Below are 25,967 nucleotides of genomic sequence, written 5' to 3'. Positions count from 1 at the left end.
GCCGGCGCTCAGTCACAGAACTCGCAGAGTGCGGCGGTGGCGTCGTCGTGCCGCTTGAAGCCGCTGCGGCGCTGGCCGTCGCCGGCCTCGACCAGCCGAACCCGGCGGATCAGCTCGCCCGGCCCGGCCTCGCTGAGCAGGTCGAGCAGGCCACGCCAGTCGAAGAGACCGAACTGCTCGACCGCGACCGAGGCCCCGTCGGTGAGCAGCGCGGCCCGGCGGACCCGCTCCGGGCCGTGCAGCGGCAGGCTGCCGGCGACCGCGTGGTACGCCGCGTCCGGGTTGGCGGCGGCCACCCAGTAGCCGTGGGTCTGGTTCATCTGCTCCCGCTGCAACGCCACCGCCCGGCGGAACCGGGTCGCCGGATCGGCCTCGCCACCGACCCGGGCGGCGGTGGTCGCCTTCTGCCGCAGGTCGGCCATTGCCGTGCGCAGCCGCTCGTCGGAGATCACTTGGACCCGCTCGCCGAGGTCGAGTACCAGTGGGCTGTCGCAGAGCACCAGGTAGTCGACGTGATCGCCACCGTGCCGCAGCAGGCAGACGGTAGCCGACGGGGTGCCGGGATGGTCGAGGTCGCAGGTACCGCCGTGGTCGGCGCGTACCGCCAGGATCGCCGCGGCGAGGTTGCCGGTCAGCGCGGCGGCGGGCCGGTCAGCGGCGGCCAGGCCGAGCCGCGCCGCCAGCCGCCGGACATACCAGGCCGGTCCGTGTACGCACCCGGTGTCGAAGCCGTCCGGCACCGTCGCCCCGTCGAGTACGCCGACCAGCTCCCCGTACTGGAACACGTGGTCCTCGTTCTCCAGCCGCCCCGGCGCGGGCGCCGAGGCCGACCGGACCCGCATCATCGGCGCGGCTCCGGCTCCGGCTCCGGCTCCGGCTGCGGGTGCGGGTGCGGGTGCGGGCGGCCTGGCGGTGTCATCGGCGGCTCCCGGCGCTCCGACGGGTGGTTCTCCCTCTCCTGTCTACCGCGAATCGACGCCCGGACCGGCCGGAATCGACGGTTCGGAGAGTTTCAGTGACCGGTCGGCGGGGTGGGGCCAGGAACGCCGGCAGGCGCTCCCGGCGCGCGGTCGCGGTGCGGGTGAGGTCCGGGGCCGTTCGGAGCAACCCGCCGACCGACGACGATTACCGACGGTAGCGTCGGTAGCGGGGCTCGACCGCGAGGGGGAAGCGCAGATGTTGGAGCACCTGCACCGGATGGGCCTGCGGGCCGAGCACATGTACCTGGCGGGCGCGGCCGGCATCGGGCTGTCGTTCCTGAGCTGGTGCCTGTCGAGACGGCTGGCGTACACCGGGATCGACCGGGCCGACCGCTGGGGCATCTTCGTCGGCGAGTGGGCGCCGGCCTTCATCGCGCTCGGCAACGGGCTGCGCGGCTACGAGCAGTAACGGGACCCAGGCGGGGTCAGCGGCGGCGGTTGCGGCTGCGGGCCGCGCGCAGCCGGCGGAGCCGGGCGACCAGCATCGGCTCGGCCTCCAGTGCGGCCGGATTGTCCAGCAGTCCGTTGAGGAGCTGGTAGTAGCGGGTGGCGGAGAGGTCGAACGCGTCCCGGATCGCCTGCTCCTTGGCGCCGGCATGCTTCCACCAGCGCCGCTCGAAGGCCAGGATCTCGCGCTCCCGCTCGGACAGTGCCGGGTCGGCCGGTGGCGCCGGGGCGGGAATCCCGGGTACGTCCTCCGACTCGACACCGGGCGCGGGCCTCGGCTGCGGAACGTGGGCGGTCTCGGCGTGCCCGGCGGCGGTGTCGTCCGCCTCGTCGTCGTCGGCCGGAGCAGAGGCGTTCCTCATGGCGCTCCTCCGGTAGTAGACACCGTAGACACGGCACGACCTGCGAACAGTTCACCAGCCTACCGACGCCCGGCCAGGACCGCATCGGGCGCGACCGGCGACAACCGTCACCTCCGGACGGCCGCCCGGCTCCGTGACTCCGGTGAGGGCTCGCTGTTGGTGGGCGGAGGCTCGCTGTTGCTGGGCGGAGTGCCGACCACCGTCAGACGGATGCCGACCGGCGCGGCGGCCGTCGGGGGCGGCGCCCCCCGGCCGCCGCCCCCGACCCCCGTAACCCGCCGCCCCGACCCCCGTCACTCGCCGCCGCAGACAGGTCAGGTGATGTCCCGGCGCCGCATCGACCAGATCGCCCCGCCGAGTACGACCACCAGCCCGACGGCGAGCAGGACCGACGAGTTCTGCCAGGTGATGTCCCTGGTCAGCGGTTGACACTCACCGGTGAACGACGCCTGGCAGGCGTCCCAGTTCTGCAAGGTGACCTTCTTGTCCATCCAGGCCAGCAGGTACGTCGGCAGCAGCCAGCTCTCGATGAACCTGACCTGGGCCATCGCCAGTACGATGCCGAGGCCGAACTGTCCGACCACCATCACCCCGAGCACCCCGCCCAGGGCCAGCGCGGTGTGCCGGCCGAGCGAGGCCAGGCCGAAGCCGAGCGCCCCGGCCACCAGGATCAGGACGAGCCCGCGCAGCCCGGTCAGGCCGAACGACTGCCAGACTCCGGCGGTCATCTTCGCGGTGCTGCCCCGGAAGCTGCCGGTCGCCCAGAACGCCGCCGTCCAGAACACGCCGGTCAGCACCGTCACGCCGAACAGCGCGGAGAGCAGCGCGCCCAGCTTGGTGAGGAGTACCCGGATCCGCTGGGGTCGCCAGAGCAGCAGGTTCATCATGCCGCCGGTACTCCACTCGGCACCCACGAACGAGGCACCCCCGACGAACGCCACCAGCGCGAGTACGGCGGTGAGGGTGGTGAGGGTACGGCCGAACTCCTCCCGGAAGTCGAAGCTGGCCGGCAGGTGCCAGTCGGCCTGGAACGCCTCCCGGGGCGGTGGCTGGATGTCCGCGCACTCCGTCGGGAACCGGTCCGTCGAGGTGTCGCCGGCCGCCTTCGCCTGCTCGCACTCCTTGCGGTACTGCTCGGTCATCGCGACGTTCTGCCGGTAATCCCGGTCCGCGACGCGTTCCGCCTCGGCGATCTGGGCCGGCCCGATCTTCTGGTTGGTGAAGAACATCCCGACCGCGACGGCGACCAGCACGAGCAGCCCGGCCAGGGTCAGATAGCGGACGAACCGCCGCTTGGCGAGCCGGCGCAGTTCCGTGGTGTAGAGGTTCACACCCCCCACCCCCCGTTCGTCCTGGAGTCGGTGCCGTCGACGACGACGGACTGGTCCACCTGGCGGTGCTGGCCCGGCACCGGAGCGGTGGCGGTCAGCTCCAGGAAGACGCTCTCCAGGTCGACGGTGATCGGGGCCAGCTCGCTGACGTAGAGGTTGGCGGCGGCGAGCGTACGGGTGACGGTGGCTGGCTTGTCCACCTCGTACACCAGGAGGTGGTCGTCGTGCGGGCTGACCCGGGCGCCGGCCCGGGTGAGCAGCTCGACGGCGGCCGGCAGGTCGGTGACCGCCTCCAGCCGGACCCGCAGCCCACCGCCGGAGTGCTCGGCCAGCACCTCGGCGACCGGACCGGCGGCGACCCGACGGCCCAGCGAGATGATGGTGACCGAGTCACAGATGAGCTGTACCTCGCCGAGGATGTGGCTGGAGACCACCACGGTCATGCCGGAGGCGGCGAGATCGCGCATCAGGCTGCGCATCTCCCGGATGCCGCCCGGGTCGAGGCCGTTGGCCGGCTCGTCCAGGATCAGCAGCTTCGGGTTCTTCAGCAGGGCGGAGGCAACCGCGAGCCGCTGCTTCATGCCCAGCGAGTAGGTCTTGACCCGGTCCTTGGCCCGCTCCCGCAGCCCGACCAGCTCCAACACCTCCATCACCCGGGTCTGCGACACGCCGCCGGCCCCGGCCAGCAGCGAGAGGGTGTCCTGGGCGGAGAAGTGCGGGAAGAACTGCGGACTCTCGACGATCGCGCCGACCTGGCCGGCGACCGTGGGCAGCGCCGCCGGTACCTCCTGGCCGAGGATCGCCATCCGGCCTCCGTTGGGCCGGATCAGCCCGAGCAGCGTACGCAGCGTGGTCGTCTTGCCCGAGCCGTTGGGGCCGAGGAACCCGTGCACCTGGCCGGCCTCGACCCGCATGTCGAAGCCGTCCAACGCCTGCCGGGTGCCCCGACGTCTGCTCCGGTAGGTCTTGCGCAGACCTTCGATCTCCAGTACGGCAGCCATCTCGGCCTCTCTGGTCACGTCCGGCATCGCTTACGTCCGGTAACGACCGACACCGTACCATCGCTTTACGCGCTACCACGCTATACACGCTACTTCGCTTGCGACGATCCGCCGCAACGGTCGGCTTGCGACGGTGGGGTGGGGTGGTTGCGACGTCCGGACCGGTGACCTGGACGTGGAAGGCGTTACAGGGGCCTGGTAGCGCATCTGGTGTACAGGTGAGGGCGGCCGACTGCTGTGGTTGGCTTCAAGGGCGACCGGGTGGGACTGATGAGGTACCTCGGCGTGCACCTCACCCGCGGGCTTGCGCGTGCAGGCGAGCCGCCCGCTCCCGGGCGTCGGCCGAGCGCCCCCATCGGGTACGCGGCCACGGCTTCGCCACCGACAGGATGGTGGCGACCCAGAGCGCGATGGTGAACCCGGCCAGGCAGGCCGTCAGGGCCACACCGGTGGAACCCGGCTCGGCGGCCGGATCGACCGTACGCAGCGCCAACTCGTCGGCCAGCGCACTCTCCACGGTCCCGGCGAGCAGCGGGATGCTCACCGAGATGGCGAACTTGACCAGTACCCACCAGTGCCGGACCAGGCCCCACTTCGTACCGAGTGAGAGCACCAGGCCGGTGATGATGGCGAGGAACATCGACGGGATCGCCGCTGCCAGGTCGATCACGTGCAACGCCTCGTACGCGCCGTGCCGGAGCGCGTGCGACTCGGCGGCGCTGCCGATGATCGCCATTACGGTCATGGTCAGCGCCACGCCGAGCCAGCCGACGCTGAAGCCGACGTGCAGGATCAGCCAGATCTTCCGGGTCCGGGGCGACATCCGGGGAAACCTCGGCCGGCTCAGCCCCAGGATCGTCAGCGACAGCGGGATGCCGAGCAGCGCGATCGTGGCCGGGATGCTGAAGACGAACTGCATCGGCGCCAGGACCAGGTGCAACACGATGGTGATCCGGCGACCGCGCTCCGGCCCGCGCAGCGCGGCGACCACCGACAGCAGCACCGCCACCGGATAGCCGACCAGTGCCGCTGTCCGGAACACGGCGGCATCGGAGCCGTCCAGCAGCATCCCGAAGGTCAGCGCGGCGAAACCGACGAAGACCCAGTGCAGCACGGTGACGGGGGCAGGCCGGGACCGACCGGTGGCCGGGCCGGCGGGCTCGGTTCGGAGATCGATAGACATGCCTCCGACGCTAGGTTCGGCCGATCCGGCCGCCATCGGCCGAGCTGATTCGACCCGCCGCCCGATGGTCGCCCGATGCCGGGACCCGGCACTACTTTCGGATGAATCCGACGGCGGAGGCGGTACGAGGCCGAGCTGCCTAGACTTCTCCGACATGGGTCCCCGCCAGCGCCTCGCCGTGGACCTGCCGCTCGCGGCGCTCTGTGTGGTGGCCGGCGTCTGGGACGTGTTCCAGTCCGGGCTGTTCGCGGGCTCCCCGCTCGTCGACCATCGTGCCCCGCTGGCCGTGAACGCGGCTCTCGGGCTGCTCACCGGACTCGCCGTACTGCTCCGGCGCGACCGGCCACTGCTGCTGTGGGGCTCCGCGCTGATCTGCTGGGCCGTCGTCGGGGCGTGGCCCGGGACGATCCTGGCGCAGTACGCCGTCGGCGCCCAGTTGCGCTCGGCCCGGCTGCGGATCGCGCTCACCGCCGTCATGGTGATCGCGGTGGCCTGGCCGATCTCGCGATCCAACGGCGGCGACGCGGGCGCACCGCTCAGCATCGCGCTCTGCATCCTGCCGGTGCTGGTCGGGCTCTACCTGTCGTCCCGCCGGGAGGTGCTGGCGAACCTGGAGGAACGCGTCCGGCGCAACGAACGCGAGGAGCGGCTCCGGATCGACCAGGCCCGGGCCGAGGAGCGGGCCCAGATCGCCCGGGACATGCACGACGTGGTCACCCACCGGGTGGCGCTGATGGTGCTGCACGCCACCGCGCTGGAGTCGGCGCAGGGGCGGAACGCGGTGACCATCGCCGGCCGGATCCAGGGCATCGGCCGGGAGGCGCTGGCCGAGCTGCGTACCCTGGTCGGCGTGCTGCGGGACGGTGCCGACGCGCCGCTGCGCCCACAGCCCGGCCTCGACGACCTGGCCGAGCTGGTGGCCGCGTCCCGGGCGCTCGGGCACACCGTCGAACTCTCCGTCGAGGCCGGACTCTCCGCCCCGGCCCTGGTGCAGCACGCGGTCTACCGGGTGGTGCAGGAGGCGCTGACCAACGTGCACAAGCACGCGTTCGACGCCCGTACCACCGTGGCTGTCGGGTCGGACGGCGACGGACTGTGGCTGGTGGTCCGGGACGACGGCGGCACCAGTGCGCCGTCGGTGGCGCCGGGCGGCGGGCACGGACTGCTCGGCATCGCCGAACGCGTCCGGCTGGTCGGCGGCACCCTGGATACCCGCCAACTGGCCGACGGCGGGTTCGAGCTGTCGGCCCGGCTGCCGGTGACCGACCCGGATCTGGAGGTCCACAGGTGATCCGGCTGCTGGTGGTGGACGACGAGTGGATGGTCCGGGCGATGCTCCGGACCATCATGGCCGCGTATGACGACATCGAGGTGGTCGGCGAGGCCGGCAACGGGGACGAGGCGGTACGGCAGGCCCGCGAACTGCGCCCCGACGTGGTACTGATGGACATCCGGATGCCCCGCGCCGACGGGCTCGACGCGACCGCCGCGCTGGCCCGGTCCGCGGTACCGCCGAAGGTGGTCGTGCTGACCACCTTCGACCTCGACGAGTACGTGGCGACGGCGCTCCGGCACGGCGCGGTCGGCTTCCTGCTCAAGGACGCCACCGCCGACCAGATGGCCACCGCGGTACGCAGCGCCGCCGCCGGTGACGCCATGCTCTCGCCGCAGGTCACCCGCAAGCTGCTGCACCGGTTCGCCGAGCCGGCCGACCCGCACCGGCACGACGCCCTCCGCCGGCTCGACGTGTTGACCGACAAGGAACGGGAGGTGCTGGTCGCGCTCGCCGAGGGCCTGACGAACAGTGACATCGGCCGGCGGCTCTATCTCAGCGAGGCCACCGTGAAGAGCCACGTCAGTCGACTGCTCGCCAAGCTCCAGCTCACGAACCGGGTCCAGGCGGCGATCCTGGCGCACCGCGCCGGCCTGGTCCGCTGAGCCGGGACGGCTGGCTCGGTCGCCGAGCCGGGACGGCCGGGCCGGCCCGCTGAGCCAGGTCGGCCGGTCTGCTCCGCTGAGCCGGGTCGGCCGGCCCGGTCCGCCGGATGCCCAGAAGGTGCTTATGCCCAGAAGGTGCTGATGTCGAACCGGGTGGCCCGGGCGCTCACCGGCCCCCGGCCGGTCTCGTTGCCGTCGATGTCGAGCCCTCGGTAGGTGCCCTGGCTGGTCAGCGTGTCGCCGCGTACCTCGGCGTGGTGCAGGGCCCGGACCTCGCCGTTGTAGCGCAGCGGCATCCCCTTCAGGTCCTCCGGCAGCACCTGCCAGAGGGTGAACGTGACGGTACGCCGCCCGGTGGGCTCCCAGCGCCCGGTGGCGATGTGCATCCCCTGGGCGAAGGAGAGGAAGAAGCCGTCCGGCAGGAAGGTGAAGAGTGCCACCTCGTCCTCGTGCGGCAACGTGACGACACCACGCCAGGTACCCACGACCGGGCTGTCCTGCCTCCGGCGGTCCAGTGGGGACGCCTCGGCAGGCCCGCCCGTACCCACCGCCACCCCGCTCGCGGTTACCGCCGCACCGAGCGCCACCGCGCCGGCACCCGCGGCATGCCGCAGGAACCGCCTCCGGTCGTCGTCGTGTCCGGTCATCTGGAACACCTCGCCATCACTGATTCGGACTTGGACGGAGAGACCGTACGGCGATGCCCGGTTCGTCCACATCGCCCGTTGGTGGCCGGAGAGGCCCTTCCGGCCCGCCCTTCGACTGAGTCGTTCGACTGAGTCGCTCGGGTGAGTTGTTCGGGTGAGTTGTTCAGCGGATCTGTTCAGCTGAGTTGTGCGGGCTGGCGGGTTTCCGTTCTCCACAGTTCCCGGGCCAGCCAGGCCGAGCCGATCCCGACCAGCACGCCGTGGGTGATCCGCACCGGGGCGGGCGTGAAGAACTGCGGCAGGAACAGGGCGAATCCCAGCGCGAACGGAATCCCGCTGTAGCGGGTCAGCGTCCCCGAGCGCCAGACCGCCACCCCGGCCAGCACCGCGCCGACGGCGAGCGCGAGCAGTCCGATCCCGAAGGTGGTGGCCGCGACCGGACTGAAGCGTACGGTCTCGACCACGGCGAGCAGGTCGAACCGCTGGCCCTCGGCGGCCTCGCGGGCGATGGCGTTCAGGCCGAAGTCTTCGGCGCCGTAGTACGGCAGGACCAGCCCGGCACCGATCCACGCGGTCAGCAGCCCGGCGACCGCCGGCCGTTCGCCCGGGGTGCCGGCGACCGCTCGGCGCAGCGCGAGGAGCCCGAGCGGCAGCAGGATGAAGCCGATCATGGCGAACAAGTGCGAGGCCACCCACGCGGTGGAACCCAACGCCGCGATCGCCCCGGCCAGGGTGGATTCGTCCTCCCAGGGCCGGAGGGCCGGATAGAGGACGAACAGGATGCCGGTGGCGGCGAGCAGGAGAGCACCGGGCCGGGTGCGGGTGGCAGTGGCAGGAGGTGTCGAGGGCGTGGTGGGCCGAGGATTCTTCATAGCCACAAAGCTAAGGCCATTAGCTTTAGCATGTCAAGCGCCCAGCAAGATCGACCATGTGGGGTAGACGCTCAGGTGCGGTAGGCGCTCAGGTGAGGTAGACGGTCCCGTGGGGTAGACCGTCCGGTGGGGTAGACCGTCCGGTGGGGTAGACGGGTCCGGTGGGGTAGACGCTCCGGTGGGTCAGGCGCAGACGACGCTGACGCCGGCGTCCCGGAACGCCTGGACCGTCGCCGGGTCGGCACCCGAGTCGGTGACCAGGGTCTCGACCCGCTCGATCGGGCAGATCCGGGCGAAGGCGTGCCCGCCCAGCTTGGAGGAGTCGGCGATGATCACGACGCGCTTGGCCCGAGCCACCATCAGGTTGTTCATCGACGCCTCGCCCTCGTGATGCGCCGCCGCACCGAGCTGTACGTCGATGGCGTCCACCCCGAGCAGCGCCACGTCCAGGGTGACCTCGCGGAGCAACGCGCCGCCGAGCGGGCCGACCAGCTCGAAGGACTGCGGCCGGACCACCCCGCCGGCCACCACGATCTTCATCCGGGACCGGACCAGCAGCTCGTTGGCGATGTTCAGCGCGTTGGTCACCACGGTCAACTGGGCGCCGTCGGCGCTGCTGTTCAGGTCGGGCCGGACGGCCAGCCCCCGGGCCACCTCGGTGGTGGTGGTGCCGCCGTTGAGCCCGACCACCATCCCCGGGGCGACCAGGGCCGCGGCGGCGGCACCGATCCGCTGCTTCTCGGCCGAGTGCTTGGCGGTCTTGTAGCGCAGCGGCAGGTCGTACGAGACGCCGTTGGCGACCGCTCCGCCCCGGGTACGCGTGATCATCTGCTGCTGGGCGAGCTGGTCGAAGTCACGCCGGATGGTCGCCTGCGACACGTCCAGCCGGGCGGCGGCGTCCTCCACACTGACCCGACCGGTGTCGGTCAGCAGTTCGAGCAGCGCGTTCCATCTCGCGTAGCGGTCCACCCCGGGCCTCCAGCTTCGTTGCGGAGATTCCGTGCACAATAGTGCGCGAAACGCGCCGCCGCAAAACTGTGTTCTGCGCGAAGCTGCACACGGTTGCCACGACCGTGATGTTTCGCGCAGAATAACGCGCGAAAGATCGTCAAACTGAGCCGTATTGCGCAGGGCGGTCCGCCGTCACATGGCGCCGCCCCGCCGGTGCGGCCTCCCGCCCGCGAGGAGCTGCGATGGGCCACGTCGACGCGGAGATCGCCAGTCAACCCGAGTGCTGGCGACAGGCCGCCGGGCTGGCCGCCGACTCCACCTCCGCACTGCCCCGGCCCGGCGAACGGGTCGCCGTCGTCGGCTGCGGCACCTCCTGGTTCATGGCGATGGCGTACGCCGGGCTGCGCGAGCGCGCCGGGCACGGCGAGACCGACGCCTTCCAGTCCTCCGAGTTCCCGCTCGACCGCCGGTACGACCGGGTCGTGGCGATCACCCGGTCCGGCACCACCACCGAGGTGCTGGACGTACTCTCCGCGCTGCGCGGGCGCCGGCCGAGCACCGTGATCGTCGGCGACCCCGGCTCGCCGGCCGTGGACCTCGCCGAGCAGACCGTCGCGATGCCCTTCGCCGACGAGCGCTCGGTGGTGCAGACCCGGTTCGCCACCAGCGCCCTGGCCCTGCTCCGGACCCACCTCGGCACCGGGATCACCGCGCTGGCCGCCGACGCCGAGGTGGCGGTACGCGCCCCGCTGCCGTTCGACCCCTCCCGGGTGGAGCAGATCACCTTCCTCGGCCGGGGCTGGACGGTCGGGATCGCCCACGAGGCGGCGCTCAAGTGCCGCGAGGCGGCCACCGCCTGGGCCGAGGCGTACCCGGCGATGGACTACCGGCACGGCCCGATCTCGATCGCCGCACCGGGCCGGGTGGTCTGGGCGTTCGGCGAGATCCCCGACGGGCTGGCCGAGGACATCGCGGCCACCGGGGCGGCGTTCGTGCACAGCCGGACCAACGGCGTACACGCGGTGATCGGCGGCTGGGCGGCGGGCCGGCCGCCGCTGGACCCGATGGCCGACCTGATCCTGGCGCAGCGCTTCGCGGTCGCCCTGGCCAAGGGGCGCGGCCTCGACCCGGACGCGCCCCGGCACCTCACCCGGTCCGTGGTCCTCGCATGACCGACCCCGCCGAGCCGCCCGCCGGAGCCGGCATCGCGCCAGCCGGCGAGGCGCCCGCCGGCGGCAGGGTCGGGGAGGTGGTCGTCGCGCTCGACGTCGGCGGGACCGGGATGAAGTGTGCCCTGGTCCGACCCGACGGGCGCGTCGTACACACCGAACGGCACCACACCCGGGCCGAGCGCGGGCCGGCGGCCGTGGTGGAGAGCATCCTCGATGTCGCCGAAGGGCTCACCGGGAAGGCGCGGGCCGACGGGCTCACCCCGGTCGCGGTCGGGCTCGCCGTGCCGGGGGTGGTCGACGAGACCACCGGCCGGGCGATCTGGTCGGCCAACCTGGGCTTCCGGGACGTACCCCTGCGGAAGCTGCTCACCGCGCGGCTGGGCCTGCCCGCGGCGCTCGGCCACGACGTGCGGGTGGGCGGGCTCGCCGAGGCCCGGCTCGGCGCCGGACGGGGCACCCGGCACGTGCTCTTCCTGGCCATCGGCACCGGGATCGCCGCCGCGCACGTGGTCGGCGGGTCGGCCTTCGCGGGCGCGCACGGCGCCGCCGGCGAACTGGGCCACGTCGTGGTACGCCCCGACGGGCCGGTCTGCGGCTGCGGCCGGCGCGGCTGTCTGGAGGCGGTCGCCTCGGCCGCTGCGGTCGGCCGGCGCTACACGGCGCTGACCGGTGGTCCGGCGACCGCCGCCGAGGTGGTCACCCGGGCGGCCGGCGGCGAGGAGGCGGCGACCCGGGTGTGGCGGGAGACCATCGACGCCCTGGCCGACGGGCTGGCCATCGCCCAGGCGCTCTACGACACCGAGGTCGTCGTACTCGGCGGCGGGCTGGCCGAGGCCGGTGCCGACCTGCTCGACCCGCTCGGCGTGGCGCTGCGGCAGCGGCTGACCTTCCAGACCGAGCCCCGGCTGCTGCGCGCGGCCCTCGGCGACGAGGCCGGCTCCCTCGGCGCCGCCCTGCTCGCCCTCGACACCCTGAATCGGGTACGACGACATGACCGGGCCTGACGAGATCGTCGGTCGGCCCTGTCTGATATGTCATGGCGACGACGAGCGCAGCAAGGAGACGACATGACCGTCCGGGTCAGTGGCAAGGTGGTAACCCCGACCGGCGTGATCCGGCAGGGATGCGTGGAGCTGGACGGCGATCGGATCTCGGCGGTCGCCGAATACCCGTCCGTCCGGGACGGGCACTGGATCGTGCCCGGCTTCGTGGACATGCACAGTCACGGGGGCGGCGGGCACACCTTCACCACCGGCGACGCCGACGCGGCCCGGGCCGCCGCCGCGTTCCACCTCTCGCACGGCACCACCAGCATGCTGGCCAGCCTGGTCAGTTCGCCGTACGAGCTGATGCGGGACGCCACCGAGGCGTACGCGCCGCTGGTCAAGGAGGGCGTGCTGGCCGGCGTGCACTACGAGGGGCCCTACCTGTCGGGGGTGCGCTGCGGGGCGCAGAACCCGAAGTTCCTCCGCGCCCCGTCCCTGGACGAGCTGACCGAACTGCTCGCCCTCGGCGACGGTACGGTCCGGATGGTCACCCTCGCCCCCGAGCTGCCCGGCGCGCTGGCCGCGATCGAACTACTCGTCTCCCGGCGGGTCGTCGCGGCGATCGGGCACACCGACGCCACGTACGAGCAGACCGGCGCCGGGGTGATCGCCGGGGCGACCGTGGCGACCCACCTGTTCAACGGCATGCCCAGCGCGCACCATCGGGAGCCGGGGCCGGTGTTCGCGCTGCTCGGCTCCCCCAACGTGGTCTGCGAGCTGGTCGCGGACGGCGTACACCTGCACCAGGGCACGCTGGCGTTCGCCGCCGGGGTGGCCGGACCGGACCGGGCCGCGCTGATCACCGACGCGATGGCCGCCGCCGGAATGCCGGACGGCGAGTACGAACTGGGCGGCCAGCCGGTGGTGGTGGCCGACGGCACCGTCCGGCTGGCCACTTCGGACTCCTCGCCGGGGGCGATCGCCGGCAGCGTACTGACCATGGACGCGGCGCTGCGCGCGACAGTGGCGGCCGGGGTGTCCATGGTGGACGCCTGCCGGATGGCCGCGACCACCCCGGCCCGGGCGATCGGGCTCGGCCAGCGGGTCGGCGCGCTGATGCCCGGCTGGCGGGCCGACCTGGTGGTACTGGACGACGACCTGAACGTCGTCCGGGTGATGCGCGCCGGCGAGTGGATCGAGTAGGAGGGCGTACCCACCGGAGAGGGCGCCACGGCGGGTTCGTCGCCTTGCACCCTGCCGAGGGGTCCCGCCGAGGAACGCAGCAGCCAAGCCTCCAGCAACGTCAGGTCGCGGCACACGGCAGCAGATAGAGATCGAAGTACACCCCTGCTGGGGAGACGTCGATCGTTACGCTGCCGCAGAGCCCCTCATGGCTGGTCGACACGGTGTAGGTGCCGGCGGGGATACCGGTGAACGAGTAGGTTCCGTCGGCACTGCTGACCGACTCGAAGCCGCCCGGCTCCAACCGCACCGTGGCGCCCACGACCGGCGTGAACGTCTCGACATCGATCACGGCACCGGTGAGGTACGGCTGCCCGACCACGGTAAACTGCCCCCGCGCCAAGCCGCTGGCCCGGTTGCCGCCGTCGACCGCGACCGCGTACAACGACCAGTCGCCGATGTGGCTGCCGACGCCGACGGTCACCGTGGCCGTGCCGCCCGGCTCCGTTGCCGCCACCTCGGCGCCCAACCCGGTGCTGTCGACGCTGTAACGGAACTTCACCACGTTGGTGTCGCCACCGGCGTCGAACACGACGGTGAGCTGGCCGCCGACGTCGACGACCGTCCCGTTGGGGAAGGTGATCGCCGGTTGCAGCGGCACCGCGAGCTGGGCGAGCGTGGCCGGGGTTTCGAGGTAGTCGTAGATCCGTACGTCGTCAACAGCACCAGTGAAGAACCCGTCGTCGGCACCGTTCCACCGACGCTTGCCGATCGTCGTGTCGGTCGCGGCGTCAAAGCCGGTGGTCAACGTGGTGGTCGTGTTCTGCGGCACCCCGTCGACGTAGAGGGTCAGCGTCCGGGTCGACGCGTCGTAGACCCCGGCCAGATGCGTCCACTTCCCGACCACCGCGACCGCGTCGGACGGCACCGAAGACACCGCCGGGTCGTCCGCGTCCGCGCCGGTCATCGAGAACCGCCACCGGTCGACGCCGCCCGCGTAGCTCAACGAATACGAGAAGGTACGTGTACCGTTCCCGGCCAACACGACCTGCTCGGCCGGGCCGGGCGGCGCACCGATCCTGGCCCAGGCGGCGACCGTGAAGCTCGCATCCGTCCGGACCGGCACCGCCGCGCTCTCACTCGGGCGGGTGAGCGTCACCGGCCCGGTCACCGTGCCGGCCGCGCTCCCGTCAAGGGCCAGCGCCGTGCCGACTCCCGAGCGCCCCGGCACCCGGGCCGCCGAGCCGTCGAGGGCGGCCGTGTTGCCGTGCCCGCTCACGTCAACGGCGTCGCCGCCGGCCTCCTCGAAGGTCCACCGCCCGGCGGGCCCCCACGGCGCCCGTACGCTGAAGGTATAGGTCCGTGCCGTGGTCGAGTACCGGCCGGAGTCGTTCCTCGACCACACACGCAGGGTGTTGATTCCGTCGCGGGGTGGGCTGACCGTCAACGTTGCCCCACGATCCGCCGGCCGGGCCGGAATCCTGGCAGCGGTGGCCGGGGTGATCCCCGAATCGAAGGTCCAGGCGTACTCCTCGACGTCGCCCGGATCCACCTCGGGTGGCGCGATCTCGAAGACTCCCGGCCAGCCGACCGCCCCGTGCGGTGCGCCGCCATCCGGGTAGTCGGTCGAGGTCACGGCGCCGGGCATCGGCGGCGGAGTGACGTCGACGGTGTCCGAGGCGGGACCCGAGGCCGCGCGGGCCCACTGCCTGAGCTGGTCGTGCGCCGGTGATGCAGCGGCAGGACCGGTCGGAGCCACGACCATGGCGGCGATCAGCGCACCGGCCACGGCCGGCAGTACCGGTAGGCGCCAACCGCCGGTGACGGACAGCAGACGGACACGACCAGAAGGCATGACATCCCCCGACGATGCGACAACCCTGAGTTATCGGATGGTGACGATATCAAGCTCGTAAATCTTGGACAACAGCACTGGCATCAACGGGCTTCGCTAGCGGGGCGGCCCGGGTCACGGCGGGCAACGCCTCAGACGAGCCGGCGGATGTCGCCGTACGCCCGGTAGAAGCCGCCCCGCCCCGCCTCGCGTACCTCGCTGACCAGGTAGCGGGCCATCGGCTCGCGGATGCCCTTGGGGAACTGCACCAGCCAGTCCCGCCGGAATCCGTCGGAGAGCACCCGGATCCGCAGCCGGCCGCCCTCGTCGACGCACTCCACCAGCACGCCGTCGCCCGCGTCGTGGGTGATCTCGACCGTGGTGGATGGCAGCACCGCCGGCAGCCGGGGTGGCGCCTTCACGTCCACCACCACCGGCACACTGCCCTGTTCGGCCGCGCGGATCGCCGGTTCGCTGGCGTCGATGCAGGAGAGCGCGCCGGTGGTGGTGACGATGTAGAGCCGCTGCTCGTGGTATTGCATGGAGTAGGCCGAGCCGCAGCCGGTGCCGAGCTTCCACAGCCGGTTGCCGGCGGCGTCGAAGCAGTAGATCGAGGAGGAGCTGTCCCCGGCGAAGACGTACTCGCCGCCGGGCGCGGTGGCGCAGGAGTAGATCGGGGCGTCGCACCGGTAGATCCGCTCCGACTGGCCCTGCTTGCTCAGCCGGGTCACCTGGTTGGCCACCGTACCGGCGTAGACCTCGCCCGGCTCCTGCCAGCCGAACAGCACCGCACTGGTCGGCCGGTGCCAACGCTGCTGCCCGGTACGCCAGTCGTAGCCGGTCACCCCCTTCGAGGCGCCGTGATAGATGGTGTCCGCGTCGCAGCGCACCATCCAGCCGGCCGAGCCGTGGCCCTGTCGCCGCCAGATGAACTCGTCCTCGTGGTCGATCGCGGCGATTCCGCCGCCGGAGTCGGAGACACCGAGCACACCGTCGTGGATGTCGAGCCAGTAGATGTCGATGTCCGGCGCGATCCGGTAGGCCAGCCGGGGCACCTTGCCGGAGATGTCGTAGACGTTGCCGTCGTCGCAGCCGGCGTAGCGCCAGTCGTCGTCGGCGACGATGCATTTGACCCCGTCCGGCAGCCTGTACTGCTGGACCACCTCGGCGTTGTGGTCGAGCGTGGTGATCACGCCGTGCTCGTTGCCGACCAGGCAGCCCTGCCGGTCGACGAAGATGCCGAACGCCGGAGCGCCCGAGTCGTAGCGCCAGAGCACCGGTGCCCGGCGGGCGGTGGAGCGGGTGCTGACGATCTGCCGTCGGGAGACCGAGCGCTTCTGTCGCACCCCGCGGACGGCCGGAGCGTAGCCCTTGCGCACCTTCTCGCCGATCTTCTTGGACGCCTCCTTCTGGGCGCGATCGGCGTTGGCGAAGACGTTCCGTTTGACCTGGCCCGCGTCACCGATCCGGCCGTAGCGGACGGTCAACTCCGGGCCGTCGACGGTCACCTCGTAGAACTTGTGCGAGCTGCCGTCCACTTCGGACAGTTCGAGGTAGGTCGTCTCCTGGGACATAAGGGTCTGGGCCTCCGGGGTGGGGGTGACAGCCGGCGGTAGCAACACCAGCGGCAGCGACGGACCAGACGGTAGTCCCGGGGACCGACAGAATCCGGGCACCGGGCAAACGTCCCCTTCGGAGCGGGGCCGCCACCCGCCTTCTGCCGGAAGAGGCTCAGCCGGGCGGTAGCGCCTGTGCTCCTGCTCCTGGTCCCGGTAGCGGCCCTGATAGCGGCCCCGGTCCCGGTCCTGGTAGCGGCACCGGTAGCGGCCCCGGTAGCGGCCCCGGTGACGGTAGCGGCGCCGGGGTGGCCGGTCCGGGTGTCGTCGCGTCGACCCGGCGCATCCGGCGGTGCAGCAGTACCGCACCGGTGAAGACCATCGGCGCGACGAGGGCGCGCAGCGAGGTGAACGGCGCCCCGAGCAGCAGCCCGCTGGTGGCACCGAACCCGATCACGCTGGCCCGGTGCCGCCAGACCGCCCGGAGCTGCCCTCGGAACGTCGACGTCCCGTGGTGGTGCAGCGGGATCGCCAGCATCAGCAGTCCGACCAGGAACCCGTTGAAGACGGCGACCGCGCCGATCGCCACGAAGACGTTGAGCCCCGGCACGAGCAGCAGCGGCACCAGCAGCAGCCAGCCCAACTGGACCACCAGGGTGACCAGGACGGCCTGCCGGATGGCGACCCCGCACGCCCGCCACAACGAGGGTGCCCGGCCGGTGGCGTCGGCGACCGGCTCGACCGTACCGAGCCGACGCTCCATCCGGCGGGCGAGCAGCACGTAGCAGGGCGCGCCGAGCACGATGCTCAGCGGCAGTACGAGATAGCCGAGGGCGAAGTGCACACCGATCCGTACGCCCCAGAGCAGGATCCCGCCGAGCGTACTGTGGATCCACTCCGGCCAGCTCTCGGCGAACGAGGTGAGCCAACCGATCACGGCGGCGGCGCCGGCCTCGACGGTGTGCGCGATGCCGAACAACACCAGCGCCAGCAGCACGAGCGGGGCGAACGCATAGAGCCAGAGCGCCGGGCTGCCGAGGAACCGCCCGGCGCCCCGGAAGAAGTAGCCGATCCCGGCGCCGAAGTTCACGATCGGCCGGGTACCCCGATAGGCGGCGGTCCGCGCCGTCCGGGCCGCTCCGGTCGCCACCGTCGCGGCCGTCTGCGCGGCGCCGGTGGCCACCGAGGCGGCCGTCTGTGCCGCTCCCGTCGCCAGCGAGGCGGCGGTCTGCGCGGCACCGCCAGCCACCGCGCGGCTGGCCTGGCGCAGCGCCTCGACGTCTGGAACGGGCAACTGCCGGGGAATCCACTGCTGCGACGGACCGGCGGCCGGGGGAGGCTCCACCGGCGCCAGTGCGGACGCCTCGGCCGGGACGACCTGGTGCGGGAGGAAACCCGCCAACGGTACGTCGGGCGGGGCGGCCTCTCCCGGACGGATCGGGGTCGGGGGTTCCGGCTCAGGCGTACGCATCAGCCTCGACGACCTCTCGTTCATCGGGTATTCCGTGACCGTCGGGGCGGAACGGTCGACCTGATGGATACGGCAGAGCCCTCCCGGCCCGAGTCATCGAGCAGTGTAGTTCCGGTCCCGGAATTTTCCGTCCCGCCGGTTACCGTCACCGGCCGCGCTTACCAGAGGTGTCGGGGGCACGGTCGCTACTCCGCCGCCCACCGGGTCGCGAGCAGGTCGACCTCGGCCAGGAACCGCGACATCTCGTCGTCCGGCAGCGGGCGGAGCAGCCTCCAGAGCAGCAGCATCTCGGACTCGACGACAAGCTTGGGGTCGATGTCGCCCAGGTCGTCGGGGTTGCTGATCGTGGCGGCCCCGATGAGCCGTTCGGCAACTCTCGGGTCGACGTCGAAGCCGGTACCCACCAGCTCGGCCCGAGCGCCCGCGACGTACCAGATGATCTCCACCTGGTCCGGAAACCTCCCCCCACGCAGCCGGACCGCGAGAAAGTAGGCGGCGCCGATCACCAGCCCCAGGTCCGCCCAACCGGTCTCGTCCAGTTGGGTACACCGCTGGCGGTACGCCGCCGGATCGCCCCGGACCAGTTCCCGGATCAGTTCGAGGTAGCCGCTCCAGCAGCCACTTCGGTCGGCCGTGTCGAGGTCGCTCCCGCTCACCACGGCCCTCGGTTGGGCGTCGGCCGGGACGAGTGGACGAACCAGCAGCGGGCGTGCCGGGTCTGCCACTGCCGCAGCCCCTGCCGGATCCGTTCCGCCTCGGTACGGGCCATGCTCTCCGCCCGCCGCAGGTTCTCCAGTTCGTCGGCGAGGCGGCCGAGGTAGGCGTACACCTCTTCGGGGTCGAGGCCGCGCCGCCGCGAACGAAACGTGGCCGCGCGGACCTGGGACGGCTGGATGCGCTGCCCGGCTCGATAGATCATCGCGGCACTCGGGCCGCTGCCAGCAGATGGGTGTGTTGCACGTCGGTCCTCCGTCAGGGGTAGCGAGGGGCGGCACCGAGGCGGGCGGGGTCGGCCGTCGGCTGCCCGGACAGCCGGCGGCCGGAGCCCGGCACCCGCCCCGGGCCCTTTCCCGCTTCCGGCCGCCGCGCCCCGCAGCGTCCGGAAGAGGCTCTAGCTGGTCGCGCCGGTCAGCCGATCGGTGTACGACGCCAGCGCGCCGGCCGCCTCGGTCAGGCTGGCCGTCATCAGGCCGAGCTGGTCGGCGGCCTGCGCCCACTGCTCGGTCACGGTGTCGGTGGAATAGTCGGGGTCACCCGCGTCCCGGAGCCGCTGGCCGGCGCCGCGCAGCCGGTCGGGCAGCCCGGCGATCCGTTCGGCCGCCTCGGCGAACTGGGTCTGCGACACGGTCAGCATCCCGGCGACCTGCCCGATGCTGGTCACGTCATCCCGACCGAAGCGTTCGTGCACGCGCCGGATGCCGCCGCCGACCAACTGTTCCGCGTGGCTGGCGAGGTCGAGTGCGTCCTCGGTGCAGCGGCGGGCCTGGCGCAGCTCCGGATGCGCCGAGCCGGCGCCGGTCCGCTCCAGCAGCGCGGCAGCCGCCGAGACGGTCAGGTACGCGTCCCGCAACTCGCCCGCGACCTGCTCCGCCGCCCACGCCGCACTCGCCTCCGGGGTGTCCGTCGGTACGTTCTCCGGGGTCGCGCCGTCCGTCCTCGGTTCCGGGACCGTCACCGCACACCTCCGGTAGGTGCGTCGGCAGCCCACTGGTGGGAGAGCGAACCGACGTCGGACAGGAACCGGGACAGCTCGTCATCCGACAGCGGTCGGAGCAGGCCCCAGAGGAGCAGCATCTCCACCTCGATGACGAGGTTGGGGTCGAGCTGCTCGACCGCACTGATGTCGCCGGTCGTCGCGCTTTCGATCAGGCGCTCGGCGACTTTGGGGTCGAGGTCGCCGACCGTGCCCACCAGCGCGACCCGAGTGTCGGCGACGAACTGGATGATCGCCGCCTGGTCCGAGAAGGTCGCCAGCCGCCGTCGGGCCGCCAGGAAGAACCCGGCCCCGACCACCAGGCCCAGCTCACTCCAGCCCTGCTCGTCCAGCTCCGCGCAGCGCTGGCGGTAAGCCTCCGCGTCACTCCTGGCCAACTCTCGGATGAGTTCGAGGTAGGCACTCCGGTCGGTCACGGGTGTGCCGGCCACTTCCGTCACTGTCACCTGGTCCCCTTCCACGAGGTGTGTTTGGCGTGCCGGGGCAGCCCGAACCACCAGGTCAGGTTCGGGTCACCGCTCGGTGGCCCGGTGGCCACCCCGACACGTTTCCGGGCCGTACAACCCGGGGGAAGCGGAACACCAGGCCGCCGAGCGAGGAGTTCCACACAGGAGACGTTAAGCGTCTTAGACGTCTAAGTTAATGAACATTGGGATCGGGGTGACACCTTGTACGCGACGAAGCCGGATGCGTAGATCCGGGGGCGATCTTAGGCAACGTAGCCACCTACGATGTTGTAGGTAAGGAACTCACATGGTGAGATGGATGGGCCGAGCGAGGAGTGCCCACCCATGCCCAACCGACCTGCTGACTACCAACGTGTCATCGACGCGATCACGGAGCAGATCCGCGCTGGTGAACTGGCGCCTGGAGACAAGCTGCCGACCTACGCGCAGCTTGCCGATCAGTTCAAGATCAGCGTGACCACGGCTCAGAACGCGCTACGAATTCTTCGTGAGCGTGGCCTTGTCGAAGGTCATCAAGGCAAGGGAACCTTCGTGGCGGAGAACCCACCGCTGGTGTAGGTCCGGACAGCTCAAATGGTCCCCAGGGAGCCCCTGAGGTTGTCCCGCGTCGACCGTAGCTGGCCCGGAGACCCTCTTCGCCTCCGAGGATGTCGACCGGATCATCACGATCCTCGACGCCGTACGGGCGAGGGCGACGCCGGCTACCGAGGTCGCCTAGCACGCCGGTCGGAGGCAGGGCAGGCCACCGCAACGGCCCAGTCCTCCCACTGAGCTGACTCCCTTCGGCCCTACCATGCCGATCCAACGGCGCCCCGCCAGCACCAGCTTCGGTCGGCGTGCTCCCTCCGCAGCACCCGAAGCCGGTCGGCGAGGGTTCGCCGTCATTCCGCTGTAGACGCATCGTCAAGCGACTGTGCAGCCGTTGCCAATGGCAATGTGCTCACGTCGCCGCATCATTGGCTGAGCAACGCAAAACCGCACGGATTGGCAGAGAAATCGCTACGGGGGAGGCAGAAAGGAGGCGCGCGCCGACCCGCCCGGAACTCGGGCAACCGACAAGAGGAAGGAAACCGATGTCCTTCCACGACTCATTCCATTCTGGAGGAGAAATCATGAGGATCCGAATCGTCGCCGGGCTGGTTGCGGCACTGGCCGGGGTCGTGACATTCACCGCGTCCCCCGCGTCAGCCGGAGCGTCCTCCGGCGCGCAGGGGGCGCACTGCGTGGTCAATCTCGACACCGGAAAGGTCGCCTGCGACGACACTGAACAGCAGGCCCGGCAACTCGCCGACGTCGGCGTACTCGCGGTGAACGCCGTCAAGCTGTATGACCGGAAGAACTTCGACCCCGACGCCGGCACATTTACCATCACCACCACCAGGTCGTGCACCTCGGCGTACGAACACGAGTACTCGTACAACATGGCTGGCGGCGCCTGGAACAACCGGGCCAGCTCAGTGGAGACGTTCAACAGCTGCGACGTCAAGCTCTACGACGCGGCCGGTCCGCCCAGCGATCCCAATCTGACCGGCGGCTCCACCTGGATCGACAGGGCTGCCGACCTCTCCGCGATCGGCGGCGGCTGGAACAACCGGGCCAGTTCACTGCGGATTTCCTGACCGCAGGCTCGGCGGGCCCGAGCGGGTTACCACCGCGTCGGCCCCGTCCGGTGGGGGTGCGTCCCGAGGCGCACCCCCACCGCCGCACCTTCCAGGCCGGCAGGGACAGTCACGGGTACACCGGATCCTGCTCGTGGCGCGGGTCGAGCGCCCGATGCCGATGGTCTCTCGGGGTGGTGCCGTAGGCCGCGCGGAAAGCGCGGCTGAATGCCGCCGCATGGATGAAGCCCCATCGGGCGGCGATCTCGGCGATGGGCACGACGGCCAGCGCGGGGTCGGTCAGGTCGCGTCGGGCCCGTTCCAGCCGCCGTTCCCGGATCCAGGCGGCGACCTGGGTGCCGTCGCGCTGGAAGAGCCGGTGCAGGTAGCTGGTGGAGATGTGGTGCGCGGTGGCGATGGCACCCGGGGTGAGCCGCGGGTCGTGCAGGTTCTGCTGGACGAAGTTGCGGATGCGCAGGACCAGGCCGCGCTGGCGGCTCTCCGGCACCAGGATGTCGTCGGCCTCCAGGGCGTGTGCGATCAGCGCCGACGTCAGGTCGAGCAGAACGCTACTCAGCCGCAGGCCGTCCGAGGGCAGGTACGAGCGAGGGTTCGTGGTCAGTTGGGTGAGAAACCCGGCCAGTAGACCCCCGACGCCCTCCTGCCCCTGCAACCGCCGTCCGAGCAGTCGTTCGGTCCCGGAGCCGGGCAGTGGCAACAGTTTCTTGGGAATCACGACCCCGATACACCTGATCATGCCCTGCGTACTGTGCGCCCGCGATTCGCAGGGTTGCGAGGGGTCGAAAATGTGCAGGTCGTGCGGGCTGTAGGTGACCTCGTTCCGGCGCCAGGTACGAGCGACGGTGCCGTTCTGGAGTAGCAGGATGTTGTAGATCTGCGGGTCGGACTGCCGGATCAGTTGTCTGGTGCGGTTCAGCACCACCGGTTGCATCGCCATGTCGCACACCCGCAGGGAGTCCAGAAGCAGGTCGCGTTTTCGAAACCGGAATCCGTCGGCGTGGTCACTGCTGACGTCGTACGGCACGGGCACGCTGGACATCAAATCACGCAGGTGAGCAAACCGCTCCGCTGCGGGCAGATCCTCGGTGTCGAACTCGAGTTGGAGCACCTGGGTCCCCGTTCATGGTCTTGTGCACGGAGAAACGCTCGCCCTTCGATCATTATCCCGGGCTATCTGCCAGGTTAGCTCGGCATCCTCGCCAGCCCTCGCGCATGCACACCGCTATCCCGGTTCGCCCAACGCGACGGTGGGAGGGTTTGGGGCGCCACAGCGCGGCCCAAACCCTCCCACCGGTAGTGAAGCGTTACTACTGCTTCGGCGTCACCATGACGATCCGGCGGCGCCGGGTGAGCACGAAGAGCAGCACGCCGAGGGCGATCGCCGCGACTCCCACGCCACCGGCGATGCCGGCCTTCACACCCGTGATCGGCAGACCGCCGCCACCACCGCCGCCACCGGTCGTGTCGATGGACAACGCCGCCACGTCGTTGCCCGGCTCGGGGTCCTTCGACGCGCCGAAGCTGGTGACCTTGATCGTGCCGTCGTCGCCCGGCGCGGAGATGATCCGTACCTTGATCGCGCCCTTCACCGGGCCGACACCGGACGCCTTCGACGGCCACTCGCTCTCGATGCCGCAGCGCACCTCGGGCAGTTCGTCGGTCTGGTGGCCGTTCTCGTCGAGGAAGTAGCACCACTCGTCGCCGCCACGGACCAGGACCGTGCCGCTCGGCGCGACGATCTGCCAGCCGGCCGCGCCGTCCGAGGGGCCGTTGTTGACCAGGGTGTACGGCACCGTCACGGTGTCGCCGACCGCGCCGCTCACCGGCTTCGCGGTCACCGCGAAGTCATTGGTGTTCGCCTTGGTCCACATCTTGTAGAAGACGACGTTGTCCTCGGTGTCGACCTCCCGCGCAACGGCCGCCGCGGCCTTCTTGGTGCTTCGCAGGCCCTGCACCGCGTCGGCGAACGACTTGCCCGTCCCCTTGCGCGCGGTCACCCGCGCCGCGTTCTCCCCCAGGTCGTCGAGGAGCCCGACCTCGTAGTAACCCTCGGTCTCGGTCGGACCCTGCATGTTCTTGCCGAAGTACGCGTTGAAGATCGACTCGCCGCTCTCCGGATCGAAGAGGAGGAATCCCTCGTCAGGTGCGAGTGTCAGCGGCGCGGTGCAGACCACCTCGGACGGCCCGTACGCGTAGCCGTCGGGGTGTTCCCCCGGCCAGTGGTCGAGGTAGGTGCAGTCCTCGTACTGCTCGATCCACCGGGCACCGGTCGGAAGCTGGATACGCACGAAGAAGCCCTCGGCAGGGCTGTCGCCGTCGTTGTAGAGGGCGCCCCGGAACCCGACCTCGTCTCCGGGACCGACGCGGTTCTCCGGGGTGTTGAGGTTTTCGGCCTCGGCGACCAGGTCGGGGCCGGTCGGCACGATCGTGACGTCGAGATCGCCACCACCGCTGTAGGTGGTGCCGTCGGGCGCCACGCCCCGAATGGTCGCCTTCACCGTGCCCGCCGGGCCCGGCTCCGATCGCGGCTTGCTGGCCAGCGTGAACGGATAGACCGTCTCGACCTGCCCGGGCGCGAGGTCAGGGTACTCGCACGTCACGACCGCACCCGCGAGCTTGCACTCCTCGGCGTACTCCCACGGCTTGATCGTCACGTCGCGCAACCCGCTGGCGTCGAAGGCCACGGTCACGTCGGTGGCGGGAGCATCACCGTAGTTGTACAGATAGGTCGGGACTGTCGTCTCGGTGTTGTCGATCCTCGCCTCGATGGCGTACGACACGGAGAGGTCGGGGCTCGCCGCAGCCGCCGCCGAGGGTGTGGCGACATTGACCGACAGACCGGTGAGCAGGGCGGCAGCCGCAGCGGCAGCCCATCGGGTTCGGGTTGGGGACATGAGGCGGGAAGCTACCGGACCAAGTGGCCCGCGCGCCGCCCCGATTTCGTGCTGTGCCGTCAACCGCCCCGTCTGATACCCGATCGGTGGGCGAACCACAGCCGAGCGTTCCGGTCAGACCGGTCCGGAAGGCCGATCGCCGTGCGCCGGTGAGGTGCCCGGTCCGACCGCCGGGCATGGAGCGTCCACGGTGGACGGCGCAGCACCGCGCGGACGGCGTCGGATCCGGCTCGACGACGCCTCGCGTACGTCCTCGATGGGGTCGGGTACGTCCTCGGTAGGATCGTGGCCCGTGCACCCCCGGTCGGAGGCGAATCACGATGAGCAACCCTGAACCGCCAACCGAGCAGCCGCCGGCCTCCCCGCCGGGCCCGCTGCCGCCGGGGTACGCTCCACCGCCCGGTCCACCTGCCGGGTCCGCACCGGTGCCCGGACAGTTCCCGACGCCCCCCGGCTACCCGTCGGCCCCGCCGCAGCCCGGCCCCGGCCCCGGCGCCGCACCGTACCCGCCCCCGCCGCAACCCGGATATCCATCGCAACCCGGATACCCGCCGCAACCCGGATATCCGTCGGCCGGAACCCAGCCGGGCTACGGCACCCCGCCGCTACCGCAGCAGGGGTACGGACAGCCCCAGCCCGGGTACGCCCCGCCGTCCGGCCCGCAGCCCGGCCACGGACAGCCGGGGTACCCGTACCAGGACGGTCAGCCGGTGGCGCCGGCGAAGTCGGGATCGCGTAACGGGCTGATCATCGGGATCGTGGCCGGCGGGGTCGCGCTGCTCCTGCTGATCGCCTGCGGGGTGGGCGTGTTCCTCTGGTATCAGCAGCGGGACGGCGGAAGTGGCGGGGACCTCTCCGGGTTGGTCAACTATCGGGAGACGAACCCGGGTGCGCTCTCGCCGGACCACGTCGAGGAGCCGGTCAGCTACCCGATGAGCCCGCCGGTCGGCGGACCGCACTTCCAGCGCTGGCAGAACTGCAACGGCGACGTCTACACCGAGCCGCTGGTGGACGGCAACGCCGTACACAGCCTGGAACACGGCGCGGTGTGGATCACCTACCGGCCGGGCCTGGCACCGCCCGAGGTGGGCAAGCTGATCGATCGCGTACGCGGGCTGGCGTACATGATGCTGAGTCCGTACCCGGGGCAGTCGGCGCCGATCTCGCTCCAGGCGTGGGGCTACCAGCTCACCGTCGACGACGCGGACGACGAGGCGATCGACGCGTTCATCTCGGCCTACCGGCAGACTGCCGCGATCGAGCCCGGGGCGCCCTGCGGCGGCGGGAACACCACCACCCGGTAGCGGCGGACCGCCCGCACCGGACGCACCAGGCGGGCGGCGTGCCCCGAGGCGGATCA

At 71.3% G+C, this 25,967-nt stretch carries 26 protein-coding genes; 9 read left to right on the top strand and 17 right to left on the bottom strand.

All coding sequences use genetic code 11. The features are described 5' to 3' along the window. Positions 1-8: 8 nt before the first annotated feature. Positions 9-845, bottom strand: a complete 837-nt coding sequence (locus Pma05_RS14045; RefSeq protein WP_239312338.1) for a hypothetical protein — start codon at positions 843-845, stop codon at positions 9-11. Between the two features lie 331 nt (positions 846-1,176). Here Pma05_RS14045 and Pma05_RS14040 point away from each other — a divergent pair, with 331 nt between their 5' ends. Further along, positions 1,177-1,389, top strand: coding sequence for a hypothetical protein (locus Pma05_RS14040; RefSeq protein WP_203857826.1), 213 nt, complete (start codon positions 1,177-1,179; stop codon positions 1,387-1,389). Positions 1,390-1,405: 16 nt separating this feature from the next. On the opposite strand, the gene Pma05_RS14035 is transcribed toward Pma05_RS14040, so the two are convergent. From Pma05_RS14035 to Pma05_RS14020, 4 genes are all read right to left on the bottom strand, one after another. Next, the gene (locus Pma05_RS14035; protein WP_203857825.1) at positions 1,406-1,789 is read right to left on the bottom strand and encodes a DUF3263 domain-containing protein; all 384 of its coding nucleotides are present in this window, start codon (positions 1,787-1,789) and stop codon (positions 1,406-1,408) included. Positions 1,790-2,103: 314 nt separating this feature from the next. Further along, positions 2,104-3,120 (bottom strand): ABC transporter permease subunit, encoded by a 1,017-nt coding sequence (locus Pma05_RS14030; RefSeq protein ID WP_203857824.1) that lies wholly within the window; start codon positions 3,118-3,120, stop codon positions 2,104-2,106. Continuing rightward, the gene (locus Pma05_RS14025) at positions 3,117-4,121 is read right to left on the bottom strand and encodes an ATP-binding cassette domain-containing protein (RefSeq protein ID WP_203858053.1); all 1,005 of its coding nucleotides are present in this window, start codon (positions 4,119-4,121) and stop codon (positions 3,117-3,119) included. Before Pma05_RS14025 ends, Pma05_RS14030 begins: the two co-directional genes overlap by 4 nt. 292 nt (positions 4,122-4,413) lie before the next feature. Next, positions 4,414-5,304: a hypothetical protein gene (locus Pma05_RS14020; RefSeq protein ID WP_203857823.1), complete on the bottom strand. Its 891-nt coding sequence runs from the start codon at positions 5,302-5,304 to the stop codon at positions 4,414-4,416. Positions 5,305-5,458: 154 nt separating this feature from the next. On the opposite strand from Pma05_RS14020, the gene Pma05_RS14015 reads away from it, so the two are divergent. Together Pma05_RS14015 and Pma05_RS14010 are read left to right on the top strand one after the other, a co-directional pair. Next, positions 5,459-6,595 carry a sensor histidine kinase gene (locus Pma05_RS14015; RefSeq protein ID WP_203857822.1) on the top strand — a complete coding sequence of 379 codons (1,137 nt, stop codon included), beginning with the start codon at positions 5,459-5,461 and terminating at the stop codon, positions 6,593-6,595. After that, on the top strand, positions 6,592-7,242 hold the full coding sequence (locus Pma05_RS14010) for a response regulator (protein WP_203857821.1): 651 nt from the start codon (positions 6,592-6,594) through the stop codon (positions 7,240-7,242). The genes Pma05_RS14015 and Pma05_RS14010 overlap by 4 nt, the downstream gene beginning before the upstream one ends. A 122-nt stretch (positions 7,243-7,364) precedes the next feature. Here Pma05_RS14010 and Pma05_RS14005 read toward each other — a convergent pair whose 3' ends face one another. The 3 genes from Pma05_RS14005 to Pma05_RS13995 form a co-directional block, all read right to left on the bottom strand. Next, the gene (locus Pma05_RS14005; protein WP_203857820.1) at positions 7,365-7,889 is read right to left on the bottom strand and encodes a hypothetical protein; all 525 of its coding nucleotides are present in this window, start codon (positions 7,887-7,889) and stop codon (positions 7,365-7,367) included. Positions 7,890-8,065: 176 nt separating this feature from the next. Then, the gene (locus tag Pma05_RS14000; RefSeq protein WP_203857819.1) at positions 8,066-8,761 is read right to left on the bottom strand and encodes a hypothetical protein; all 696 of its coding nucleotides are present in this window, start codon (positions 8,759-8,761) and stop codon (positions 8,066-8,068) included. A gap of 183 nt (positions 8,762-8,944) precedes the next feature. Next, complete coding sequence (locus Pma05_RS13995; protein WP_203857818.1) at positions 8,945-9,730, bottom strand: DeoR/GlpR family DNA-binding transcription regulator; 786 nt, start codon at positions 9,728-9,730, stop codon at positions 8,945-8,947. A 224-nt stretch (positions 9,731-9,954) separates the two neighbouring features. On the opposite strand from Pma05_RS13995, the gene Pma05_RS13990 reads away from it, so the two are divergent. The 3 genes from Pma05_RS13990 (at position 9,955) to nagA (ending at position 13,073) form a co-directional block, all read left to right on the top strand. Continuing rightward, positions 9,955-10,884, top strand: a complete 930-nt coding sequence (locus Pma05_RS13990; RefSeq protein WP_203857817.1) for an SIS domain-containing protein — start codon at positions 9,955-9,957, stop codon at positions 10,882-10,884. Further along, the gene (locus Pma05_RS13985) at positions 10,881-11,888 is read left to right on the top strand and encodes an ROK family protein (RefSeq protein ID WP_203857816.1); all 1,008 of its coding nucleotides are present in this window, start codon (positions 10,881-10,883) and stop codon (positions 11,886-11,888) included. Before Pma05_RS13990 ends, Pma05_RS13985 begins: the two co-directional genes overlap by 4 nt. Before the next feature lie 63 nt (positions 11,889-11,951). Beyond that, on the top strand, positions 11,952-13,073 hold the full coding sequence (gene nagA, locus Pma05_RS13980; protein ID WP_203857815.1) for an N-acetylglucosamine-6-phosphate deacetylase: 1,122 nt from the start codon (positions 11,952-11,954) through the stop codon (positions 13,071-13,073). A 100-nt stretch (positions 13,074-13,173) separates the two neighbouring features. Here the strand turns inward: nagA and Pma05_RS13975 are convergent, their stop codons facing one another. From Pma05_RS13975 to Pma05_RS13945, 7 genes are all read right to left on the bottom strand, one after another. Continuing rightward, positions 13,174-14,907, bottom strand: coding sequence for a LamG-like jellyroll fold domain-containing protein (locus Pma05_RS13975; RefSeq protein ID WP_203857814.1), 1,734 nt, complete (start codon positions 14,905-14,907; stop codon positions 13,174-13,176). A gap of 131 nt (positions 14,908-15,038) precedes the next feature. Next, positions 15,039-16,508 (bottom strand): WGR domain-containing protein, encoded by a 1,470-nt coding sequence (locus Pma05_RS13970; RefSeq protein WP_239312335.1) that lies wholly within the window; start codon positions 16,506-16,508, stop codon positions 15,039-15,041. A gap of 109 nt (positions 16,509-16,617) precedes the next feature. Then, positions 16,618-17,937 (bottom strand): EI24 domain-containing protein, encoded by a 1,320-nt coding sequence (locus Pma05_RS13965; protein WP_203857813.1) that lies wholly within the window; start codon positions 17,935-17,937, stop codon positions 16,618-16,620. A 161-nt stretch (positions 17,938-18,098) separates the two neighbouring features. Next, positions 18,099-18,569, bottom strand: a complete 471-nt coding sequence (locus tag Pma05_RS13960) for a hypothetical protein (RefSeq protein WP_203857812.1) — start codon at positions 18,567-18,569, stop codon at positions 18,099-18,101. Then, positions 18,566-18,832 (bottom strand): DivIVA domain-containing protein, encoded by a 267-nt coding sequence (locus Pma05_RS13955; RefSeq protein ID WP_203857811.1) that lies wholly within the window; start codon positions 18,830-18,832, stop codon positions 18,566-18,568. Before Pma05_RS13955 ends, Pma05_RS13960 begins: the two co-directional genes overlap by 4 nt. A 192-nt stretch (positions 18,833-19,024) precedes the next feature. After that, positions 19,025-19,588 carry a hypothetical protein gene (locus Pma05_RS13950; protein ID WP_203857810.1) on the bottom strand — a complete coding sequence of 188 codons (564 nt, stop codon included), beginning with the start codon at positions 19,586-19,588 and terminating at the stop codon, positions 19,025-19,027. After that, complete coding sequence (locus tag Pma05_RS13945; protein ID WP_203857809.1) at positions 19,585-20,073, bottom strand: hypothetical protein; 489 nt, start codon at positions 20,071-20,073, stop codon at positions 19,585-19,587. The genes Pma05_RS13950 and Pma05_RS13945 overlap by 4 nt, the downstream gene beginning before the upstream one ends. Positions 20,074-20,418: 345 nt before the next feature. On the opposite strand from Pma05_RS13945, the gene Pma05_RS13940 reads away from it, so the two are divergent. Both Pma05_RS13940 and Pma05_RS13935 read left to right on the top strand, forming a co-directional pair. Continuing rightward, entirely contained in the window at positions 20,419-20,652 is a 234-nt protein-coding gene (locus tag Pma05_RS13940; protein WP_203857808.1) for a winged helix-turn-helix domain-containing protein, read from the top strand. 554 nt (positions 20,653-21,206) lie between these two features. Continuing rightward, a complete protein-coding gene (locus Pma05_RS13935) occupies positions 21,207-21,713 on the top strand; it encodes a hypothetical protein (protein ID WP_203857807.1) in 507 nt (168 codons plus the stop codon). A 109-nt stretch (positions 21,714-21,822) separates the two neighbouring features. On the opposite strand, the gene Pma05_RS13930 is transcribed toward Pma05_RS13935, so the two are convergent. Both Pma05_RS13930 and Pma05_RS13925 read right to left on the bottom strand, forming a co-directional pair. Beyond that, positions 21,823-22,752: a helix-turn-helix domain-containing protein gene (locus tag Pma05_RS13930; protein WP_203857806.1), complete on the bottom strand. Its 930-nt coding sequence runs from the start codon at positions 22,750-22,752 to the stop codon at positions 21,823-21,825. A 268-nt stretch (positions 22,753-23,020) separates the two neighbouring features. Further along, positions 23,021-24,607: a COG1361 family protein gene (locus tag Pma05_RS13925; RefSeq protein ID WP_203857805.1), complete on the bottom strand. Its 1,587-nt coding sequence runs from the start codon at positions 24,605-24,607 to the stop codon at positions 23,021-23,023. A gap of 425 nt (positions 24,608-25,032) precedes the next feature. Here Pma05_RS13925 and Pma05_RS13920 point away from each other — a divergent pair, with 425 nt between their 5' ends. Continuing rightward, complete coding sequence (locus Pma05_RS13920; RefSeq protein ID WP_203857804.1) at positions 25,033-25,911, top strand: thioredoxin-like domain-containing protein; 879 nt, start codon at positions 25,033-25,035, stop codon at positions 25,909-25,911. Positions 25,912-25,967: the final 56 nt, after the last annotated feature.

This window comes from Plantactinospora mayteni (assembly GCF_016862935.1).
Lineage (GTDB): Bacteria > Actinomycetota > Actinomycetes > Mycobacteriales > Micromonosporaceae > Plantactinospora > Plantactinospora mayteni.
The sequence above is the reverse complement of the archived record's forward strand: the minus strand, read 5'-3'. Positions and strand labels throughout refer to the sequence as shown.

Excerpts from the sequence above, each read along its gene's own strand:
- Pma05_RS14045 (WP_239312338.1), bottom strand. The coding sequence starts at position 845 with ATGATGCGGGTCCGGTCGGCCTCGGCGCCCGCGCCGGGGCGGCTGGAG.
- Pma05_RS14040 (WP_203857826.1), top strand. The coding sequence starts at position 1,177 with ATGTTGGAGCACCTGCACCGGATGGGCCTGCGGGCCGAGCACATGTAC.
- Pma05_RS14035 (WP_203857825.1), bottom strand. The coding sequence starts at position 1,789 with ATGAGGAACGCCTCTGCTCCGGCCGACGACGACGAGGCGGACGACACC.
- Pma05_RS14025 (WP_203858053.1), bottom strand. The coding sequence starts at position 4,121 with ATGGCTGCCGTACTGGAGATCGAAGGTCTGCGCAAGACCTACCGGAGC.
- Pma05_RS14020 (WP_203857823.1), bottom strand. The coding sequence starts at position 5,304 with ATGTCTATCGATCTCCGAACCGAGCCCGCCGGCCCGGCCACCGGTCGG.
- Pma05_RS14015 (WP_203857822.1), top strand. The coding sequence starts at position 5,459 with ATGGGTCCCCGCCAGCGCCTCGCCGTGGACCTGCCGCTCGCGGCGCTC.
- Pma05_RS14005 (WP_203857820.1), bottom strand. The coding sequence starts at position 7,889 with ATGACCGGACACGACGACGACCGGAGGCGGTTCCTGCGGCATGCCGCG.
- Pma05_RS14000 (WP_203857819.1), bottom strand. The coding sequence starts at position 8,761 with ATGAAGAATCCTCGGCCCACCACGCCCTCGACACCTCCTGCCACTGCC.
- Pma05_RS13990 (WP_203857817.1), top strand. The coding sequence starts at position 9,955 with ATGGGCCACGTCGACGCGGAGATCGCCAGTCAACCCGAGTGCTGGCGA.
- Pma05_RS13985 (WP_203857816.1), top strand. The coding sequence starts at position 10,881 with ATGACCGACCCCGCCGAGCCGCCCGCCGGAGCCGGCATCGCGCCAGCC.
- nagA (WP_203857815.1), top strand. The coding sequence starts at position 11,952 with ATGACCGTCCGGGTCAGTGGCAAGGTGGTAACCCCGACCGGCGTGATC.
- Pma05_RS13975 (WP_203857814.1), bottom strand. The coding sequence starts at position 14,907 with ATGCCTTCTGGTCGTGTCCGTCTGCTGTCCGTCACCGGCGGTTGGCGC.
- Pma05_RS13965 (WP_203857813.1), bottom strand. The coding sequence starts at position 17,937 with ATGAACGAGAGGTCGTCGAGGCTGATGCGTACGCCTGAGCCGGAACCC.
- Pma05_RS13955 (WP_203857811.1), bottom strand. The coding sequence starts at position 18,832 with ATGATCTATCGAGCCGGGCAGCGCATCCAGCCGTCCCAGGTCCGCGCG.
- Pma05_RS13940 (WP_203857808.1), top strand. The coding sequence starts at position 20,419 with ATGCCCAACCGACCTGCTGACTACCAACGTGTCATCGACGCGATCACG.
- Pma05_RS13935 (WP_203857807.1), top strand. The coding sequence starts at position 21,207 with ATGAGGATCCGAATCGTCGCCGGGCTGGTTGCGGCACTGGCCGGGGTC.
- Pma05_RS13930 (WP_203857806.1), bottom strand. The coding sequence starts at position 22,752 with ATGTCCAGCGTGCCCGTGCCGTACGACGTCAGCAGTGACCACGCCGAC.
- Pma05_RS13925 (WP_203857805.1), bottom strand. The coding sequence starts at position 24,607 with ATGTCCCCAACCCGAACCCGATGGGCTGCCGCTGCGGCTGCCGCCCTG.